Annotated in this window: 16 protein-coding genes and 1 tRNA gene; 14 read left to right on the forward strand and 3 right to left on the reverse strand. The window is 35.4% G+C overall.

What is annotated here, in order from left to right; all coding sequences use genetic code 11:
* Positions 1 to 2: 2 nt before the first annotated feature.
* Complete coding sequence (gene epmB / locus MZO21_RS05235) at positions 3 to 1,019, reverse strand: EF-P beta-lysylation protein EpmB (protein WP_154773212.1); 1,017 nt, start codon at positions 1,017 to 1,019, stop codon at positions 3 to 5.
* A 370-nt stretch (positions 1,020 to 1,389) separates the two neighbouring features.
* Between epmB and efp the strand changes: the two genes are divergently transcribed.
* The 12 genes from efp to MZO21_RS05295 all read left to right on the forward strand — a co-directional run bounded on the left by efp (position 1,390) and on the right by MZO21_RS05295 (position 15,464).
* Positions 1,390 to 1,959: an elongation factor P gene (gene efp / locus MZO21_RS05240; RefSeq protein ID WP_120402416.1), complete on the forward strand. Its 570-nt coding sequence runs from the start codon at positions 1,390 to 1,392 to the stop codon at positions 1,957 to 1,959.
* A gap of 172 nt (positions 1,960 to 2,131) precedes the next feature.
* Positions 2,132 to 4,234, forward strand: coding sequence for a carbon starvation CstA family protein (locus MZO21_RS05245; protein WP_248101832.1), 2,103 nt, complete (start codon positions 2,132 to 2,134; stop codon positions 4,232 to 4,234).
* Positions 4,235 to 4,246: 12 nt separating this feature from the next.
* Positions 4,247 to 4,549: a YbdD/YjiX family protein gene (locus MZO21_RS05250; protein WP_154773214.1), complete on the forward strand. Its 303-nt coding sequence runs from the start codon at positions 4,247 to 4,249 to the stop codon at positions 4,547 to 4,549.
* A gap of 271 nt (positions 4,550 to 4,820) precedes the next feature.
* Entirely contained in the window at positions 4,821 to 5,783 is a 963-nt protein-coding gene (locus MZO21_RS05255) for an AAA family ATPase (protein WP_407060869.1), read from the forward strand.
* A 9-nt stretch (positions 5,784 to 5,792) separates the two neighbouring features.
* The gene (locus MZO21_RS05260) at positions 5,793 to 6,698 is read left to right on the forward strand and encodes a DUF58 domain-containing protein (RefSeq protein WP_248101880.1); all 906 of its coding nucleotides are present in this window, start codon (positions 5,793 to 5,795) and stop codon (positions 6,696 to 6,698) included.
* Positions 6,699 to 6,703: 5 nt separating this feature from the next.
* The gene (locus MZO21_RS05265) at positions 6,704 to 8,719 is read left to right on the forward strand and encodes a transglutaminaseTgpA domain-containing protein (protein WP_248101829.1); all 2,016 of its coding nucleotides are present in this window, start codon (positions 6,704 to 6,706) and stop codon (positions 8,717 to 8,719) included.
* 32 nt (positions 8,720 to 8,751) lie between these two features.
* A tRNA-Val gene (locus MZO21_RS05270) sits at positions 8,752 to 8,828 on the forward strand.
* 715 nt (positions 8,829 to 9,543) lie between these two features.
* Positions 9,544 to 11,775, forward strand: a complete 2,232-nt coding sequence (locus tag MZO21_RS05275) for an NADP-dependent isocitrate dehydrogenase (protein ID WP_248101826.1) — start codon at positions 9,544 to 9,546, stop codon at positions 11,773 to 11,775.
* A 338-nt stretch (positions 11,776 to 12,113) separates the two neighbouring features.
* On the forward strand, positions 12,114 to 12,281 hold the full coding sequence (locus tag MZO21_RS05280) for a hypothetical protein (RefSeq protein ID WP_154773218.1): 168 nt from the start codon (positions 12,114 to 12,116) through the stop codon (positions 12,279 to 12,281).
* 364 nt (positions 12,282 to 12,645) lie between these two features.
* Positions 12,646 to 13,968, forward strand: coding sequence for an NCS2 family permease (locus tag MZO21_RS05285; protein WP_154773219.1), 1,323 nt, complete (start codon positions 12,646 to 12,648; stop codon positions 13,966 to 13,968).
* Positions 13,969 to 14,032: 64 nt separating this feature from the next.
* Positions 14,033 to 15,034, forward strand: a complete 1,002-nt coding sequence (locus tag MZO21_RS05290; RefSeq protein ID WP_248101823.1) for an adenosine deaminase — start codon at positions 14,033 to 14,035, stop codon at positions 15,032 to 15,034.
* Positions 15,035 to 15,095: 61 nt separating this feature from the next.
* Positions 15,096 to 15,464: a hypothetical protein gene (locus tag MZO21_RS05295; protein ID WP_154773221.1), complete on the forward strand. Its 369-nt coding sequence runs from the start codon at positions 15,096 to 15,098 to the stop codon at positions 15,462 to 15,464.
* Positions 15,465 to 15,522: 58 nt separating this feature from the next.
* Here the strand turns inward: MZO21_RS05295 and MZO21_RS05300 are convergent, their stop codons facing one another.
* Positions 15,523 to 16,077, reverse strand: a complete 555-nt coding sequence (locus MZO21_RS05300; protein ID WP_248101820.1) for a cytochrome b — start codon at positions 16,075 to 16,077, stop codon at positions 15,523 to 15,525.
* Between the two features lie 212 nt (positions 16,078 to 16,289).
* Between MZO21_RS05300 and MZO21_RS05305 the strand changes: the two genes are divergently transcribed.
* Both MZO21_RS05305 and rnhB read left to right on the forward strand, forming a co-directional pair.
* Positions 16,290 to 16,667 (forward strand): hypothetical protein, encoded by a 378-nt coding sequence (locus tag MZO21_RS05305; protein ID WP_171501217.1) that lies wholly within the window; start codon positions 16,290 to 16,292, stop codon positions 16,665 to 16,667.
* Positions 16,668 to 16,728: 61 nt separating this feature from the next.
* Positions 16,729 to 17,310 carry a ribonuclease HII gene (gene rnhB / locus MZO21_RS05310; protein ID WP_154772206.1) on the forward strand — a complete coding sequence of 194 codons (582 nt, stop codon included), beginning with the start codon at positions 16,729 to 16,731 and terminating at the stop codon, positions 17,308 to 17,310.
* A gap of 69 nt (positions 17,311 to 17,379) precedes the next feature.
* Here the strand turns inward: rnhB and csrA are convergent, their stop codons facing one another.
* Positions 17,380 to 17,634, reverse strand: coding sequence for a carbon storage regulator CsrA (gene csrA, locus MZO21_RS05315; protein WP_154772205.1), 255 nt, complete (start codon positions 17,632 to 17,634; stop codon positions 17,380 to 17,382).
* Between the last annotated feature and the right edge of the window lie 140 nt (positions 17,635 to 17,774).

The following is a 17,774-nucleotide window of genomic DNA, read 5'->3' on the forward strand; positions in this document are numbered from 1 at the left end:
ACTCAAAAAGTTTCCGTTCCCAAAAGTGGTGTTTTATTTTTCTCCCCAGCAATTTCTCGTACAAGCTTTGGTACTAGATAGCCGGGTAAAGTAGCAAGTAATTCTGTATAAATTTGATTGATTGTGTCTGGTTCTAAATCGAAATGATGAGCACCTTTCACTTTATCCAATACATGTAAATAGTATGGCATTACCCCAATATCAAATAATTTATAACTTAAATTTGCTAAAATGTTCGCTGAATCATTGACCCCTTTTAACAACACAGCTTGATTTAATAACGTGATTTTATTTTCCACAAGTCCATTTAATTTTGAACATGTATATTCGTCTAATTCTAGAGCATGATTCGAGTGTATCACTAGAATAATTCGTAGCCTACTGTTTTTTAAGATAGAAATAAACTCATCATCAACTCTGCTAGGAATGACGACTGGAACACGTGAATGAATTCTCACGTATTTTAGTTGTTTAATTGATTCTAAACGCTCAATCCACAATTGAAGTTTTCTATTTGAAATTGTAAGTGGGTCACCACCACTTAAAATCACTTCATTAATTTCGGGTTTAGATTCAATGTAATTTGCAATATTTATCCAATCATCATTTTTAGGTAAATTTTCTTGATATGGGAAATGACGTCTAAAACAATATCGACAATGAACAGCACAAGCACCTGTAAGTGTAAGTAAAAAGCGTGACTTATACTTATGTAAAACGCCTGGTTGTTGATTCGCTTCTTCTTCACCTAAAGGGTCTGTAATAAAACCTTCGTGATCTTCAAGTTCTAAATGATGAGGTAAAACTTGTAAGAGTAAGGGATCGAGTGAATTACCTTTTTCAATTTTTTCAGCAAACGCACGAGGAACACGAAGCTTAAATGTTTCAGATGCTAAAAGTGCGCCAGACAATAATTGGTCAGATGATAAGTCGAGTAGGTCTAACAGTTCTTTAGGCTGAGTAATAAGATCACTCATTTGAGATTGCCAATTTTGCTCTTGATATAAATAATTTGTCATGTTTATGCTTAAAAATATAAATTGATCTTAGATTCAAACGAGTAGGTAGATACGAATTACGTATAGATTGAAAAAATAAAAATCATAAAAGGATAAAGAAGGAGATTGAATAAAATTTGAAATTCAAATTTAGTGAATTTTACCTCTTTTTAGCAATGCTATAAATAAGAAGAATTGATGTATGTGTATAAGTTAATCAGCTTAAGTTCGATATTCAAGAATTTTTCATTGCGACAAAGTGTATTGGTCATTTAGAATACGTCACATCACATAAATGTGCATGTGGCATAAGTGTGCGAGTTAGCTTGCTAAATGATTCGTACAGCCCGTAGCGCTAAAGATTATAGTTAGTAAGTTTGGAGTGCCAGTCATGGCCTATTATTCTACGAATGATTTCAAGTCAGGCCTTAAGGTTATGCTTGATGGTAACCCATGTTCAATCATGGAAAATGAATATGTTAAGCCTGGTAAAGGTCAAGCATTCAACCGCGTAAAATTGCGTAACCTTCGCAGCGGTAAAGTTTTAGAAAAAACTTTTAAATCAGGTGAAAACTTAGAAGCTGCAGACATCGTAGAAGTAGAAATGGAATACTTGTACAACGATGGCGAAATGTGGAACTTCATGGATCCCGTTTCATTTGAACAGATTGCTGCTGATAAAACAGCGATGAGCGATGCTGCTAAATGGTTAAAAGACGATTCAAATGAAAAATGCACAATTATGTTGTTCAATGGCGTTCCTTTGAACGTTACAGCACCTAACTTTGTTGTATTGAAAATTGTTGAAACAGATCCAGGTGTACGTGGCGATACTTCAGGTGGTGGTGGTAAGCCAGCTAAGCTTGAAACAGGTGCAGTTGTACGTGTTCCATTGTTTGTTCAGCAAGAAGAAAGCGTTCGTGTAGACACTCGTACAGGTGACTATTTAGAGCGTGCATAATGGTGTAGAAATATACTATTATCGAAAGGGATGATCTTAATCATCCCTTTTTTTATGCCAAAGTCTTAGATTAAAAGAAGGATGTGAGGAGTAAAGTTGTTCAGGATGAAACAGCTGTACCTCAAAAAAAATAATTAAGCTGATTTAGAACATACATATATGAGGGATTTAAATGGAATCAGTTCAACCAAAGTTGACAACAACTTCTAAAATTATATGGCTGCTTGTTGCCATATTGGGCGCAATATCCTTCGGGATACTTGCGGTAAGTCGTGGAGAGCATGTGAATGCGGTATGGCTCATTCTTGCAGCCGTCTGTGTATACAGCATTGCATATCGTTTCTATAGTTTATTTATTGCCAATAAAGTCTTTGAGCTGAATGAGCGACGTTTAACACCTGCGCATCGTTTAGCAGATGGCTTGGATTATGTTCCAACCAATAAAGGCGTTTTGTTCGGACATCACTTTGCTGCAATTGCAGGTGCAGGTCCGCTTGTAGGTCCAATTCTTGCTGCACAAATGGGTTACTTACCAGGTACCATTTGGCTTTTAGTAGGTGTTGTACTTGCAGGTGCGGTACAAGACTTTTTAGTACTTTTCATTTCTACACGTAGAGATGGACGCTCTTTAGGCGAAATGGCGAAGCAAGAGCTTGGTTCATTTGCTGGTGTAATTGTAATGCTTGGTGCGCTTGGCGTAATGATCATTATTCTTGCAGTATTGGCACTGGTTGTTGTTAAAGCATTAACAAACAGTCCATGGGGTGTATTCAGTATTGCAGCAACTATTCCAATTGCGTTGTTCATGGGTGTTTACATGCGATTTATCCGACCGGGTAAAATTGCAGAAGTGTCGATTATTGGTTTTGTACTGATGATGGCAGGGATTATCTATGGTGAAAGCATTGCTCAACATCCATATTGGGGGCCGTTATTCACATTAACAGGTACTGAATTAACTTGGTGTTTGATTGCATATGGTTTCATTGCATCAGTTTTACCTGTTTGGTTGCTTTTAGCACCGCGTGATTACTTATCTACATTCTTAAAAATTGGTGTAATTGCAGGTTTGGCAATTGGTATTGTATTTGCAATGCCTGAAATGAAAATGCCAGCAATCACACAATTCGTTGATGGTACAGGTCCTGTATTTGCAGGTTCAATGTTCCCATTCTTATTTATTACCATTGCCTGTGGTGCAATTTCAGGTTTCCACGCACTTGTGTCATCGGGTACAACACCAAAACTTGTGAATAAAGAAACTGATATTCGCATGATTGGTTATGGCGGGATGTTGATGGAATCATTCGTTGCAATTATGGCGATGGTTTGTGCAACAGTACTAGATCCTGGTGTTTATTTTGCAATTAACTCGCCTGCGGCAGTTATTGGTACATCTGTAGAGTCGGCTGCGGAAGCGGTACGTAATTTAGGTTTTGTCATTACACCTGAAGCATTAACATTACTTGCACAAGAAGTGGGTGAAAGCTCAATTTTATCTCGTACAGGTGGTGCGCCAACATTTGCAATTGGTATGGCTCATATTATTACTGAAATTTTCAACAGTCGTGAAATGATGGCATTTTGGTACCACTTCGCAATTCTATTCGAAGCATTATTTATTTTAACTGCGGTAGATGCGGGTACACGTGCTTGCCGTTTCATGGTTCAAGATACAGTTGGTATTGTTGTTCCTGCGGTTAAAAACTCTAAGAATTTTGTAGGTAACTTAATTGGTACTGCTGTCGCAGTTTCAGGATGGGGCTTCTTCGTATACCAAGGCGTAGTCGATCCATTAGGCGGTATTAACAGCTTATGGCCGTTATTCGGTATTGGTAACCAAATTCTTGCAGCAATGGCATTGATGCTAGGTACGGTTATTCTATTCAAGATGAAGAAAGAGAAATATGTTTGGGTGACAATCGTTCCAACTATTTTCTTGTTCATTACATCGATGACTGCTGGTTGGCAAAAGATTTTCCACGAAAATCCAAAAATTGGTTTCTTGGCACAAGCAGACCGTTTCAAGGACGCAATTGCACGTGGTGAAATTTTAAAACCTGCGAAATCAATTGAAGAAATGCAAACAATCATTATGTCTAACCAAATTAATGCAGCGTTATGTGCATTCTTTATGATTGTTGCTTTTGTGATGTTGTTTGCTGCAATTCGTGTGGTGCGCCGTGCATTGGCTTCGCCAACACCAACTGTGAATGAAGCGGAAGCAATTTACGTTGATCCTGCTAAAATTGAGCCATCAAAATCTGCACATTAATGAGGATTTCGTATGAACCTTAAATTTGCTAAAAGTGGTAAAACGGTGATTTATAAAATCATCAAAATGACCATTATGTCGCAGAAGGAGCTTATTCTTAATCCTAAGAATTGGTCTCGAATTGCAACACTTTGGCAGCGTTTACAGCAAAGTTTTCGCTTGATGGTGGGTGTGCCTGATTACCAAAATTATTTGGAACATATGGCAAAACATCATCCAGATTTGGAAGCTATGGATGCTAAAACTTTTTATCGTTATTGCGTGGATGCACGTTATCCAACAGCAGGTGGCGATATGAAGAAATGCCCTTGTTAATATTTGATTAATAAAAAAGCGTCCTAAGGGGCGCTTTTTTATGGTCGTTATTTATGTATTGTTCATAATCTAAAGCCTGAATTGCCCCAAATTTTTTGTGAGTTAGAAGCACAACAAAAACATGAGCCAGATCTTAAGTCTGAAACTGTAAAAATTGAGGATAAAGTCGCATAACCACCTTAAAAATAACACTTTAGAGAGTATTGAATTCTTTGGAAAAAATCTAAAACAGTGTATGTTATTTAAAACTGATTTTATTTGGGGAATGTAGGTGATTTGGGGAATGAAAAAGGCAAACGAAGAAGCTTCATACCAAAGTGAGCATAATTTGGATGCATCAATCGAAAAATACACTCCAAAAATTACTGAATTTTTAACGCAAATTAATCGCATTATTTTAGATAAAGAACAGCAAACAAAGCTTGCACTGTGTTGCTTACTTGCAGGTGGGCATGTGTTGTTTGAAGATCTGCCTGGTTTGGGTAAAACAACATTATCTAGCGCATTAGCAAAACTTGCAGGACTTCAATTTCAACGTATTCAATTTACCAATGACATGCTTGCAAGCGATGTGATTGGCGTAAATATGTTTAATCAAAAAGAACATCAATTCGAGTTTAAACAAGGTCCAATTTTCACCCAAATTTTACTTGCAGATGAAATTAACCGTTGTAGTCCTAAAACGCAAAGTGCTTTACTTGAAGCGATGGAAGAGGGCTATGTCACTATAGATGGTATACGCCACGAACTACCAAAACCATTTTGGGTTATGGCAACGCAAAATCCATTATTTCAAAGTGGTACATACGCTTTACCAGAATCTCAGTTAGATCGTTTTTTAATGCGTTTATCTTTGGGATATCCATCAAGACAAGCAGAAAAACAATTATTACAGCAAAATTCAAGACAATCGTTAATTTCTACTTTAAATCATGTGTTTTTAGAATCAGAAGTGCTTGAATTACAAAATATTGTTAAAGATATTTTTGTATCTGATACGGCTTTGGAATATTTACTAGATTTAGTTGAAGAGTCACGAAAAGGACATCACGGATTGTCTACACGCGGTGCTTTAGCTTTAAAGAAAGCGGCACAAGCGCATGCGCTTATTATGCAACGTAATTTTGTGACCTCGGATGATATTCAAGCTGTATTTAGCGCTGTTACTTCACATCGATTGGGGCTTTCAGAATCAGAAGCTTTACATTTAATGAAGCAAGTAGGTGCGAGTTAATTGTATATGCTGAAGAAATATTGGCAGAGTTGGGTAAATAAAAGATTTAAATTTGAACAATTTAAGCAACTGACCCAAAAAGATATTTTGATATTTATTTATCAGCAAGGTTATTTGTTTCTTGTTCTAATATTTATCACATTTATTGCAGGTGTAAATTACGCGAATAATCTTATTTTAGGTTTTTGCTTTTTAATAAGTTCTATTTTATGTATTAGCTTTTATTTAACTTTTAAACAGCTTCATGGTTTAGAAATTACATCTGCAATATCTGAAATTGGGCAGGTTGGAAATTCGGTAGAACTCACATTATATTTTGAGCAAAAACTACCGCAAACACGGTATCTTTGGATTAAAACAGAACATCATTTAGAGAAAATTTTAATCCAAAATTTAAAAGAAAAAATCACATTAAATTTCTATGCAGAAGAACGTGGAAAATTTGAATTGCCTAATATTCAAATTTATTCAGTTTATCCATTTGGGCTAGTTCGAGCGTGGACGTATTTATATCTTCAAAATTGTGTATGGATTGCACCAAGAGCCAAAGAGTTTCAAACAGATAACAAGTTTGTGCAGCAAAACTTTTCTCAAGATGTAGATGAGTTTAGAGAGTTGAGAGAATATCAAACAGGTGAGTCTCTACATGCAGTTTCATGGAAGCAAGCAGCACGTGGTCATGGCTTATATATTAAAATATTTGAACAATATGAAGATCAACATCACGTGAATATTGTTTATGAAAATATGCCTGCAAATTCACATGAAGAGCGTTTAAGTTTAATGATGGGATTGGTCGAACAATGTGAGCAATTACAACATGCTTATAATTTGGTATTACCACGTGCAGAACTTGAACTGGGTTTAGGTGAAAAACAGCTATATCAAGCGAAACTTCTGTTAGCACAGGCGTAATGACAATGAATAGATTAATTAATAATTCAATTATATTAACGCTTGGTATTATCCTCATTACGCAAAGTATATTTTTACCATTTGCCGTTAGTGCATTATTCGCAGTTGTAATTATTATTTTGTATTTTAAATTAGCTAAACAAGAAAAACGTATATCGAAAGTAATTACATTTTTGTTTGTTATAGTCTCTTTAGCAGCTATTTTCTTTTCTTATAAAACTTTTATTGGTATTGAAGCTGGCGTTGCTGTTCTAGCTACGTTTCTATTTGCTAAAGCAATGGAAATTAAGGCTAAACGTGATGTGATTATTCTTTTGAATTTTGCATTATTTGTAAGTGCAAGTAGCTTTTTATATAGCCAATCTTTATGGATGGCATTACTGGTTATATCGTGTTTATTGAGTTGTTTGGTTGGATTGTATCGCCTACAAACAAGTGAGTTTTCGAATCATCAAATATCTAAAATAAGTATATTTCAGGATGCACGGCATGTTGGAAAGTTTATTGTTTTTGCACTCCCATTTTTTATTTTACTCTTTTTGTTTTTTCCAAGATTACCGCCGCTTTGGCACATTCCAATTCCAGACCAAAATAAAGGTATAACAGGAATTAGTGAGACAATGTCTCCAGGGGACATTGCTGAGCTATCGCAATCTTCTGAATTGGCTTTTCGAATAATTGGCGATATGAAAAAATTGCCTAATCAGTCTGATTTATATTGGAGAGGACTGGTTCTTGATCAATATGATGGGCAACAATGGACAAGTAATTTTGCTAATCAGCAACCATCACTGAACGCTCATTTTGAAAAAAGTAGTCAAAATTTTGAGTATGAATATTTAGCAGCTGATGTTCGAACAAAATGGGTGATGTCTTTAGAAAAATCTGTTCCTATTCAAGAAAAATATGTATTAAGAACAGATTGGAGTGTTGTTCCAATTCGACCAAATGGACGAATTCAACCTGTAAAAATGCAATGGATTGGCAAAGCCCAATTTAATTTAAATGTTAATGTTGTGCCTAATTGGGTTCAAAGTAGTAATACTCGAGCTCCAACTCAATTTGACTTGCAAGCACAGCAATTTGCGCAAAATTTATTTGTGAAAAGTAATAGAAATCCTGAGCTGTATATTCAAAATTTACTTAAATGGTTTAAAGAAAATAATTTTACTTATACATTAAGTCCTGGTTTATTAGGACAAAATAGAATTGATGAGTTTTTATTTAAATCTAAACAGGGTTTTTGTGAACATTATGCTTCTAGCTTTGTCATGCTTATGCGTTACGTGGGTATTCCTGCTCGTATCGTTGTTGGGTATCAAGGTGGGCAGTTGGCACCAGATAGTGAAAGTTGGGAGGTTCGTCAATTAGATGCACATGCATGGACGGAGGTGCTTATCGGTCAGGAATGGATTCGTTATGATCCTACCGCAATAATCGCACCTGAACGTGTAGATCGTGGCATGCAGAATTTGATTGCGAATAATCAGCAAGTTTTTGGTGGTAGTCATACCAGCTGGAAATATCAGCAATTCAATTTTTTAAATAAAGCTCGAATTTGGAGTGATTACTTAACTTATCAATGGCAAAGTAAAGTTGTTGGTTATGATGTTCAAAGCCAGAAAAAGTGGTTTGATCGTTTAGGTTTTAGTAATACTTATACTGCAATTTTAGTTTTAATTTTTGGCATTTTATTGATTGTTAGCGCATATTTTTCTTGGATATATTATTTAACTTTTAAATGTAGAGATAAGGTGCAATTGACTTTAAATCGATTGTCGAAACAGTTACCTATTCATCTTCAGAAAAAGCCTTATGAATCTGTCGCGAGTTGGCTGATTTGCGTTTCTTCAGCCTTAGAGCTAAATGAACATGAACAAGCTTTGATTTGTGAGCTTATAAATTCATATCAAAAGTATGTTTATGGCGCTAATAAAGATGAAAAAGATATTCAAATACTATTAAAATTGATTAATAGTTGTTCTGCTATGTTGGCTCAATATAAAAAAGGCTTGTCTTAAAATTTTTAAATGACTATGATTTCAGCCAATTTAGGTGTATAGCTCAGTTGGTTAGAGCGCTACGTTGACATCGTAGAGGTCTCCAGTTCGAGTCTGGATATACCTACCAAAATTTAGAGATAGAAATAGAAAAAGGTTTTAAGCAAAAACAGCTTAAAACCTTTTTTTATTGTTTGAACTAAAGTAAATCGTTCATGGTAAAGTTTTTATAATTAAAGGAAGTTAGATTAATTATTGAGGTAATGAATCTTCAATAATCCTATTATAAATTCCCAATAAATGATTAAAAATTACGACAAAAGCAGATGCTTTTAATCATAAAAAAGCAGTCAATTTAAGACATTTTTTCTATTAAAATACAAATATGTTTAAAGTTTATACTGTCATTTAGTTGGTGAATGGTGTTTGCTATGAAAGTAATTCAATAACTTTAGTCTATATTGACTTTAGGATTATAAAAAATGGTGTTTGAATTGTTCATATTGTGTACTAATTTAGATATGTGTTTTATAGGTTATTTTATTATATTCTTAATTTAATTAATGACTTATTTGAAAAATAAATTGAATTATAGTGTCATCACATTTGAGAATACCTAACATTTTGCACTTCGAAAAACAGCAAATATCAAGTAGAATAGTGGCACAAGAAAATAGTATAGGTGTGAACAAATGTTAAGCGACATCACAATATGAAATGATATTTCATTGAGGGATAAGCTTTGAGCATCGATACTCTTTATGTTTTATTCAAGCAAACCGGTTCGCAGAAACTGAGTCAAAAGCTCAGTTCTAAAAAACTTAATCTATCGCAAGGGGCTATATATGGCTGGTGGAAAGTCAAAAATCATTTATACACTGACCGACGAGGCGCCATTATTGGCAACTTACTCACTACTGCCGATCATTGAGACCTTTACTAAGCCAGCTGGCGTAGAAATTGTTAAAAGTGACATTTCTGTAGCTGTACGTGTACTCGCAGAATTTGCAGATTATTTAAAAGACGAACAAAAAGTTCCTGATACTCTTGCAGAGTTGGGTCGTCTTACTCAAGATCCAGATACGAATATTATCAAGCTTCCTAACATTAGTGCGTCTGTTGGCCAATTAACAGCATGTATTAAAGAGCTTCAATCTAAAGGTTATGCGATTCCTGATTACCCAGAAAATCCTACAACTGAAGAAGAAAAAGCGATTAAAGCTCGTTATAGCAAATGTTTAGGTTCTGCTGTAAATCCAGTTTTACGTGAAGGTAACTCTGACCGTCGTGCACCTGCTGCAGTTAAAAACTACGTTAAAAAACATCCACACTCTATGAGCGAGTGGAAGCAGTGGTCACAAACTCACGTTTCACATATGAGCGAAGGTGACTTCTATCACGGTGAAAAGTCTATGACTTTAGACCGCGCTCGTGACGTGAAAATGGAATTAGTGACTAAGTCTGGTCAAACAATTGTTCTCAAGCCAAAAGTTGCGCTTAAAGACGGTGAAATTATCGATTCAATGTTCATGAGCAAGAAAGCGCTTTGCGATTTCTATGAAAAAGAACTTGAAGATTGTCGTGAAGCGGGCATTTTGTTCTCTTTACACGTTAAAGCAACAATGATGAAAGTTTCACACCCGATCGTATTCGGTCACTGTGTGAAAATTTACTACAAAGAAGCTTTTGAAAAGCACGGTAAATTATTCGAAGAGCTAGGCGTAAACGTAAATAACGGTATGGCTGGTCTTTATGAAAAGATCGAATCTTTACCGACATCTGTACGTGAAGAAATCATTGCAGATTTACACGCTTGCCAAGAACACCGTCCTGCTTTAGCAATGGTTGATTCTGCAAAAGGTATCACAAACTTCCATTCACCAAACGACGTAATTGTAGATGCTTCTATGCCTGCAATGATCCGTGGTGGTGGTAAAATGTGGGGTGCTGATGGCAAACCTTACGACTGTAAAGCTGTAATGCCTGAATCTACATTCGCTCGTATTTACCAAGAAATGATCAATTTCTGCAAGTGGAATGGCAACTTCGATCCAAAAACTATGGGTACTGTACCTAACGTTGGTTTGATGGCGCAAAAAGCTGAAGAATACGGTTCACATGACAAAACTTTCGAAATTTCAGAAGATGGTGTTGCGAACATCGTTGATCTTGAAACTGGCGAAGTGTTGATGTCACAAAATGTGGAAGAAGGCGATATCTGGCGTATGTGTCAGGTGAAAGACGCACCGATCCGTGACTGGGTGAAACTTGCGGTAACACGCGCGCGTAACTCTGGCATGCCGGCAATCTTCTGGCTTGACCCGTACCGTCCACACGAAAATGAATTGATCAAGAAAGTTGAAAAATACTTGAAAGATCATGACACTGACGGTTTAGACATCCAAATTATGTCTCAAGTACGTGCAATGCGTTACACACTTGAGCGTGTTGCGCGTGGTCTAGACACAATTTCTGTTACTGGTAACATTTTACGTGACTACTTAACAGATTTGTTCCCAATTATGGAATTGGGTACTTCTGCGAAAATGCTTTCTATCGTGCCTTTAATGGCTGGTGGTGGTATGTACGAAACTGGCGCAGGCGGTTCGGCACCTAAGCACGTACAACAACTTGTAGAAGAAAACCATTTACGTTGGGATTCTTTAGGTGAGTTCATGGCTCTAGCTGTGTCACTTGAAGAAATGGGTATTAAAGAAAATAATCCAAGCATTAAATTGCTTGCTAAAACTTTAGACCAAGCAACTGGTAAATTACTTGATAACGACAAGTCTCCATCACGTCGTACGGGTGAGCTTGATAACCGTGGTAGCCATTTCTACCTTGCTAAATTCTGGGCTGAAGCGCTTGTTGAGCAAGACGAAAATGCTGAGCTGAAAGCACAGTTTGCTCCATTAGCAAAAGCACTTGCTGAAAACGAAGATAAAATCGTTGCTGAGTTAGCTGCTGTTCAAGGTAAAGCTGCTGATATCGGTGGTTACTATGCTGTAGATCAAGAAAAAGTAAATGCTGTTATGCGTCCAAGCGCAACATTAAATGCAGTACTTGCTTCTGTTTAAGTATTGATAACTATGTCACTTATTTAAATAGGTGATTTAGGAAAAGCCGATGTTATTACATCGGCTTTTTTATTTCACTGTTTTATTGGTATTTATCTTTTAAAATAATAATTTACTAAATACACTTAGGTGTTGAGGTGTTGAGGTGTTTATTTAAATATATCCAATTGTTTTATTTGAAATATTTATATACCTTCAAAAGGTTGGTATAATTTTTTCCTTATGCTTAAAAATACATAAAAAAGCGAGTTAGTGACTTAATTAAAAGATATAGTGTTAATATTTGCTAAATATTTAAATAAAAAAAACTAAATTTATTGAGGCTTAAAGTGTTCAAAATGATTGCGGGAGTAACTTTTATTGTTGTTCTAATACTTGGATTTATTGTCCATCAAGATATGAAAGAAAAGCAGCATAAAGAATTAAAATTGCTTATAGAGGATGCTAGAAGTTCAATGGGTGAAACAGAGCAAAATAAAAATTATTATGCACCTAAAAATAAATAGTTTTTATACTGATAGTTTGAGTAACAAATAGATTTAAATTTTTCTTAACTAAACAATGCTTGAAAATGAAAAATTTAGAAACTTTAAAAAATCAATGTGATATAATTACAAAATTGGAAGGTTTAATTAAATATTTTTTTAAATTATATATTTAATTTCAAGTAAATAGACAGGGCTGCATATTATTTATGCAGCTTTTTTGTTTACTTATTTAATAGATTCATTTGGTTATTTTTGTTGCCAAATTAATTGAAGACCTCATTTTTTAAATTTGGCATAACCATTGCAACAAGTTTTTTAGGAATATACCTTTTTAGTATATTTAAAAAATCTTGGCATTAAGTTTATTAACAGGGGCTAGGTCATGACGACTCCTAATCCGTCTTCAGTGAGTGTGCTAGAGCGCTTGTTTAAGCTCAGCGAAAACAAAACGACTTTTCGTACAGAAGTTCTAGCAGGTATAACGACATTCTTAGCAATGAGTTATATCATTATTGTCAATCCAATGATTTTATCCGCAACAGGGATGGATCATGGGGCTGTCTTTGTTGCAACATGTCTTGCAGCTGCAATTGGCTGCGTAGTAATGGGCATAATTGCAAATTATCCTATCGCTCTTGCACCTGGTATGGGGCTTAACGCTTACTTTACCTATTCAGTTTGTTTGGGTATGGGCGTGCCTTGGCAAACGGCTTTAGCAGCAGTTTTTGTATCGGGTATTGTTTTTATTGCTATTAGTATGTTCAAAATTCGTGAAGCCATTGTGAATGCAATTCCAATGTCTCTGAAGTTTGCTATTGGTGGTGGTATTGGTTTATTCCTTGCATTAGTTGCACTAAAAAATGCCGGTATTATTGTAGATAATCCTGCAACGCTAGTAGGTTTAGGTGATTTAAAACAGCCATCTGTATTACTTGCACTTTTAGGTTTCCTTTTAATTGTTGTTATGCACCATTTTAAAGTTCGTGGTGCAATTGTCATTAGTATTTTGGCAATTACAGGTATAGCAACAGTTTTGGGCTACAACGAGTTTAAAGGCGTTGTTGGTGAAATTCCTTCTTTAGCACCAACGCTTATGCAGATGAACTTTGAAGGTTTATTTACTGCAAGTTTAATTGGCGTTATTTTTGTATTTTTCTTGGTCGATTTATTTGACTCAACAGGTACATTAGTTGGTGTTTCACACCGCGCAGGTTTACTGAAAGATGGTAAATTACCACGCTTGAAAAAAGCTTTATTTGCCGATTCATCTGCAATTGTTGCGGGCGCTGCGTTGGGTACATCTTCAACTACGCCTTATATTGAATCTTCAGCAGGTGTTGCAGCAGGTGGTCGTACAGGCTTAACTGCTGTTGTTGTGGGTATTTTATTTATTCTGTGTTTATTCTTAGCACCATTGGCTCAATCTGTACCAGGTTTTGCAACTGCTCCGGCATTATTATTTGTTGGTGTGTTGATGATTCAAGGTATTACCAATATTGATTGGGAAGACATCACAGAAGCAGTTCCAGCATTTTTAACCATTATTTTCATGCCATTTTCATATTCAATTGCAGATGGTATTGCAATGGGCTTTATTAGCTACGCATTAATTAAACTATTTACAGGTAAAGCTAAAACTGTACCTTATATGGTTTGGATTGTTGCTGCGCTTTGGGTATTAAAATTTGCATTGTTTGGTGGCTAATTACACCAAGTAAAGCAAAGGGTGTAAACTTTGTTTACACCCTTTTTTATTTTCGAGGATATAAATGAATCAATTAGATTTTATCCGTGCATTGCCAAAAGCTGAGTTGCACGTACATATTGAAGGGACATTTGAACCAGAACTTATGTTTGCAATTGCGCAGCGTAATGAGGTGGAAATTCCTTATAAATCTGTAGAAGAAGTAAAACAGGCGTACAATTTTCACAACTTACAATCGTTCTTAGATATTTACTATGCGGGCGCAAATGTACTTATTCATGAACAAGATTTTTATGATTTAGCTTGGGCATATTTTGAAAAATGTGCAGAAGATAAAGTTGTGCATACAGAAATGTTCTTCGATCCGCAAACACATACAGATCGTGGAATTGCATTTTCAACAGTCATAAATGGTTTACAACGCGCTTGTGATGATGCAAAAGAAAAATTTGGAATTTCATCTCATTTAATCATGTGTTTCTTACGCCATTTAAGCGAAGAAGCTGCATTTGAAACACTTGAACAAGCATTACCTTATAAAGATCAAATTATTGGTGTTGGCTTAGATTCGAGTGAAGTTGGACACCCACCATCTAAGTTTGAACGTGTATTTGCTAAAGCGCGTGAAGCAGGCTTTTTAGTAGTGGCACATGCAGGTGAAGAAGGCCCAGCAGAATATGTATGGGAAGCTTTAGATTTATTAAAAGTAAATCGAATTGACCACGGTGTTCGTTCTGAAGAAGACGAAACACTTATGGCACGTTTAATTGCAGAGAAAATGCCTTTAACGGTTTGTCCATTAAGTAATTTAAAGCTTTGCGTTGTAGATGATATGGCGAAACATAATATTCGTCGTTTATTGCAAAAAGGCGTGCATGTTACTGTAAATTCAGATGATCCATCATATTTTGGTGGCTATATGAATGATAACTTTATTGCAATTACTGAAGCCTTAGATTTAACAAAAGATGAGCTTAAGCAATTGGCAATTAATTCATTTGAAGCGTCTTTTATTTCAGATGATGAAAAGCAAAAATGGTCTGAACAAATTCAAGCAATGGCTTAAATTTCTGACATATTATAAAGCAGTGAATATTCACTGCTTTTTTTAGATTAAAGAAAATGCTATGAAAAAAATATTTAAATTTATCGTGTTGATCTTATTTGTATTTATTGCTGTGATTGTCTATTTGGCGATAGCACATCCTACAATCATCACGAAAACAGCGCTTAAGCCTGTTATTGAATATCAATGTAAAACTGAATTACAAGCAACAAAAGTTTGGAAAACAGCATCTATTTTTATGACAGAAGATGAACAGCAAAAAAGTTTATCTCAAGTTTGTGGTTGTGTTTCAGAGCATGCAACAGATGATGTAGCTGTAAAAGAACTCATTCATGCATTGCTTGATGAGCAAGCAAAGAACGAATTGGTATCTAAAGCAATAACTAACAGTGTACGAGGTTGTGTTGTAAAAGCACTGAATGAAAGATAATTGTATAAAAAGCCACTTTAAAGTGGCTTTTTATTGGGCTAAATCATTGTAAAGAAATCTATTTAGGTTGTTTTGTCATGCTAACTAAAACAGTATCTTTATCTATAAAGTGATGTTTTAATGCCGCAAGAATATGGCCTGCAAGTAATATACCCGCTGCCCAAGATATATAAATACGCAAAGGTTTAACAATCGCTGTAATTTCAGGGTTTTCTGAAATTAAAGTTGGTAAATTAAATAAGTACAATACAGGTGCAGGATGCCCAGCGCTCCAACTAAATAAGCAACCAGTAATTGGTAAAGCAAGTAGCATAAAATACAGCGCTAAATGTCCAAAATGAGCCAGGCGCTTCATAGTGGGAGACATGGTATTTGGTAGTTCAGGCGCAGGGTGCGTATAACGCCAGAAAATACGTACAACAACTAAGAAGATAATAACCGTAGCAATATTTTTATGTAATGTAATGACAGTACCTTTAAAGCTACCATCAACATCATAGCTTAAAAAATTACCACTGTAGAAGCCAATAATCCATGCGGCAATAAAAATAATAGCCATTAACCAATGCAGTATTTGGGCTGTTCGCGTGTAATATTGTGAACGATTTTTCATGTAAATTGAGTCTATTTTATAAGCATCATTATATTAAAGCACTAGAAGAAATTCGTGAATAATCTATTTGCAACACATTGTTGAAAATATGGAACGATATAGTTTGTTGGGAATTTACCCAGATAGGTCATTTTAATGATTTAAACATTTCTAATTTGGACTAAATTCGGCAAAATAGAGCGACATTTATTTTGTATAAAAAGGACAATATTGTGAAAAAGCTAATTGCTGTAATTGCGCCACTTGCACTTATTTTATCTGCATGTGCAACAACAGATACAACAACTACAGGTGCAGCATCTACAACTCAACAATTAGGTGCAGCTGCGCTTAAAATTGCAGTAAATGCAAAATGTACAACTGAGTTAAATAATATTCAAGCTTGGAAAACAGCAACTACATTAATGACTGCTGAGAAAAAGCAAAGCATTGAAACTGAAATTTGTGGTTGTGTAAGTGAAAAAGCACCACAAAGTGTAACGGCTGTAGATTTAGCAACAGCTGCATTAGATCCTGCTGCACGTACGACAATTGTTTCAAATGCAGTAACGAAAACAATAAATGCTTGTGTTGCTGAATCTGTAAAATAATTAAAATTTTGTTATGAATTAGGCTGACTTGTTCAGCCTATTTTTTTAAGGTTATAAATGTATGAAAATAATTGCAGGAACAGATGAAGCAGGGCGCGGGCCATTAGTTGGTTCAGTGGTTGCAGCGGCTGTTATTTTAGACCCAAATAATCCGATTGAAGGGTTAAATGATTCTAAAAAATTAACAGAAAAAAAACGTGAAATGTTATTTGTTGAGATTCAAGAAAAAGCATTGGCATGGGCAATTGCAGAATCGAGTGCTAAAGAAATTGATGAATTAAATATTTTACAAGCATCTTTATTGGCAATGCGTAGAGCAGTTGAAAAGCTTCATATTCAGCCAGATCATGTTTTGGTTGATGGAAATAAAGAACCCAAAGGTTTACTTATGAGCTGCGAAGCTGTTGTTGGTGGAGATGCACTTCATGCTGAAATTTCGGCTGCTAGTATTCTGGCAAAAGTAACTCGTGATCATGACATGGTAGAGCTAGACCAGAAATATCCGCAATATGGTTTTGCTAAACACAAAGGGTATCCAACGAAAGCGCATTTTGAAGCTATTGCACAACATGGTGTTATTGATGAACACCGTAGAAGTTTTGGTCCAGTTCGAAAAGTATTGGAAGCGATGAATAATCACTAAACTGATACAAAATTTAGGCAAATTTAAAGCGGCAATGTAGCCGCTTTATACTCACAAAATTAAATTATCTTAGCGATTAAAATTATTTTGTTGGTTGTTTTCTTCTTCGATAGAAGGTTGATAATCTTGATCGATGTGTTGAAGATGTTCATGCATAGCACGTTCATGTTGAATGCGTTGATAAATCTCTTCACGATGAACAGAAACTTCTTTGGGAGCATTTACACCGATACGGACTTGATTGCCCTTAACACCAAGAACAGTAACACTGACTTGATCCCCAATCATTAATGTTTCACCGACACGTCGGGTAAGAATCAGCATGTTTATCTCCTTGCAATATGCTAAACGTGCAAATGTTAAAAATAGGAAATTACACAACCCTAAAACTTGTTAAATTCTAACAGATATTCCATATTAAACTTTGATATGACATCAAAGCAAAATAAATTAAATATTAAGTT

It is taken from the genome of Acinetobacter portensis (assembly GCF_023158935.1).
Lineage (GTDB): Bacteria > Pseudomonadota > Gammaproteobacteria > Pseudomonadales > Moraxellaceae > Acinetobacter > Acinetobacter faecalis.